This window comes from Christiangramia crocea, assembly GCF_022410465.1.
Classification (GTDB): domain Bacteria; phylum Bacteroidota; class Bacteroidia; order Flavobacteriales; family Flavobacteriaceae; genus Christiangramia; species Christiangramia crocea.
This window is the reverse complement of record NZ_JAJSON010000017.1, coordinates 2,501-5,532: the sequence shown is the minus strand read 5'-3', so window position 1 is coordinate 5,532 and position 3,032 is coordinate 2,501. Positions and strand designations below refer to the sequence as shown.

The 3,032-nt window shown below is 47.4% G+C and carries 2 tRNA genes and 2 rRNA genes (1 of these 4 cut by a window edge); all 4 read left to right on the top strand.

Annotated features, from left to right (window positions below):
• Nucleotides 1–172 precede the first annotated feature (172 nt).
• Nucleotides 173–1,702: ribosomal RNA gene (locus tag LU635_RS07560) — 16S ribosomal RNA — on the top strand.
• A gap of 192 nt (nucleotides 1,703–1,894) precedes the next feature.
• A tRNA-Ile gene (locus tag LU635_RS07555) sits at nucleotides 1,895–1,968 on the top strand.
• A gap of 124 nt (nucleotides 1,969–2,092) precedes the next feature.
• Nucleotides 2,093–2,166, top strand: a tRNA-Ala gene (locus tag LU635_RS07550).
• 232 nt (nucleotides 2,167–2,398) lie between these two features.
• Nucleotides 2,399–3,032 (top strand): 23S ribosomal RNA (locus LU635_RS07545); it runs 2,200 nt beyond the window's last position.
• Together the 16S and 23S rRNA genes with 2 tRNA genes alongside form the textbook arrangement of a ribosomal RNA operon.

Below are 3,032 nucleotides of genomic sequence, written 5' to 3'. Positions count from 1 at the left end.
GGGTTCGATTCCCTGGGTTTTAGCAAGAGATGATCGGGCGACCGGTCGAGTTCATTGAAATATTGAATTGACAGGGATTATATAGAGATATATGATCCAGTGTATAAGAATTAAGACTAGAAGAAGTCAACCTGAGCAATTTCTTAGTAGTTGTTAAGTATATTAAGATTTAACGATGAAGAGTTTGATCCTGGCTCAGGATGAACGCTAGCGGCAGGCCTAACACATGCAAGTCGAACGGTAACATAGAAAAGCTTGCTTTTCTGATGACGAGTGGCGCACGGGTGCGTAACGCGTATACAATCTACCTTTAAGCGGGGGATAGCCCATGGAAACGTGGATTAATACCCCATAGTATATAAGAGTCACCTGGCTTTTATATTAAACATTTATGGCTTAAAGATGAGTATGCGTCCTATTAGTTAGTTGGTAAGGTAACGGCTTACCAAGACCGCGATAGGTAGGGGTCCTGAGAGGGAGATCCCCCACACTGGTACTGAGACACGGACCAGACTCCTACGGGAGGCAGCAGTGAGGAATATTGGACAATGGAGGCAACTCTGATCCAGCCATGCCGCGTGCAGGAAGACGGCCCTATGGGTTGTAAACTGCTTTTATACGGGAAGAACCACATCTACGTGTAGATGCTTGACGGTACCGTATGAATAAGGACCGGCTAACTCCGTGCCAGCAGCCGCGGTAATACGGAGGGTCCAAGCGTTATCCGGAATCATTGGGTTTAAAGGGTCCGTAGGCGGGACAATAAGTCAGTGGTGAAAGTCTGCAGCTTAACTGTAGAATTGCCATTGATACTGTTGTTCTTGAATTAGTATGAAGTGGTTGGAATGAGTAGTGTAGCGGTGAAATGCATAGATATTACTCAGAACACCTATTGCGAAGGCAGATCACTAATACTATATTGACGCTGATGGACGAAAGCGTAGGTAGCGAACAGGATTAGATACCCTGGTAGTCTACGCCGTAAACGATGGTTACTAGCTGTCCGGCCTAATTGAGGGCTGGGTGGTTAAGCGAAAGTGATAAGTAACCCACCTGGGGAGTACGTTCGCAAGAATGAAACTCAAAGGAATTGACGGGGGCCCGCACAAGCGGTGGAGCATGTGGTTTAATTCGATGATACGCGAGGAACCTTACCAGGGCTTAAATGCAGTCTGACAGGTCTGGAAACAGACCCTTCTTCGGACAGATTGCAAGGTGCTGCATGGTTGTCGTCAGCTCGTGCCGTGAGGTGTCAGGTTAAGTCCTATAACGAGCGCAACCCCTGTGGTTAGTTGCCAGCGAGTAATGTCGGGAACTCTAGCCAGACTGCCGGTGCAAACCGCGAGGAAGGTGGGGATGACGTCAAATCATCACGGCCCTTACGTCCTGGGCCACACACGTGCTACAATGGTAGGGACAGAGGGCAGCTACCCCGCGAGGGGATGCGAATCTTCAAACCCTATCACAGTTCGGATCGCAGTCTGCAACTCGACTGCGTGAAGCTGGAATCGCTAGTAATCGCACATCAGCCATGGTGCGGTGAATACGTTCCCGGGCCTTGTACACACCGCCCGTCAAGCCATGGAAGCTGGGGGTACCTGAAGTCGGTCACCGCAAGGAGCCGCCTAGGGTAAGACTGGTAACTGGGGCTAAGTCGTAACAAGGTAGCCGTACCGGAAGGTGCGGCTGGAACACCTCCTTTCTAGAGCGAAGTCATATTAATGTGACTAGCGACAATTACGAAAGGGAAGTTCAGAGAGACCTTTTGGTCTTGATTCTTATCGTCAATTCGATTATAAATAGCAGTAAGGGGCAAGCTTAAAGCCATAAGCTAAAAAAGGGAACTTTTATAGGCTTAGTGTTTGATGCTTCAAGCTTTATGCTGTTTAAGGACAGTCTCATAGCTCAGCTGGTTAGAGCGCTACACTGATAATGTAGAGGTCGGCAGTTCGAGTCTGCCTGAGACTACGTAGAAGTACGAGGGTCGAAAGGCGCAGTACGAAGTTCATTAAAAAATTATTGAAAGGAAATTCTAGAAGCTAAAGAATTCTAATTCTACATTCTGAATTCTATATTCGGGATTCCAGAAAATGGGGGATTAGCTCAGCTGGCTAGAGCGCCTGCCTTGCACGCAGGAGGTCATCGGTTCGACTCCGATATTCTCCACGATTCCCAGAGATAAAGCGGGAATAGTTTTGATAAGCAACCAGGGTGCGTTACGCATTTAGTTTATGAAGACATCGAAGCTTTATTGTTATACGGGAAAAACGTTCATTGACATATTGAGAAACAAAGAATACGAGAACACTATTAGATAGAAATATTTAATAACAGTAAATACATTATAATACATCTGTTCTGATTTAGGTCAGGACAGATAAGAGCATTAAGCAAATCGCATACAAGCTAGATAAGGGCGTATGGGGGATGCCTAGGCTCTCAGAGGCGAAGAAGGACGTGATAAGCTGCGAAAAGTCGTGGGGATTGGCACATACAAATTGATCCGCGAATATCCGAATGGGGCAACCCACCATATTGAAGATATGGTACCATGCTTGCATGGGGCGAACCCGGGGAACTGAAACATCTAAGTACCCGGAGGAAGAGAAAACAATAGTGATTGCGCTAGTAGCGGCGAGCGAACGCGCATTAGCCCAAACCAATGAGTTTACGGACTTATTGGGGTTGTAGGACTGCAACATTGTTTGTATCAGGAATTAGAACAAGTTGGAAAGCTTGGCCATAGACGGTGACAGCCCGGTATGAGTAACTCGATATAAAGCATAGCAGTATCCTGAGTAGTGCGGGGCACGTGAAACCCTGTATGAATCCGGCGGGACCATCCGCCAAGGCTAAATACTCCTGAGAGACCGATAGTGAACCAGTACCGTGAGGGAAAGGTGAAAAGAACCCTGAACAAGGGAGTGAAATAGAACCTGAAACCATACGCTTACAAGCGGTCGGAGCCCTTTAGGGGGTGACGGCGTGCCTTTTGCATAATGAGCCTACGAGTTACCGTTTCCAGCAAGGTT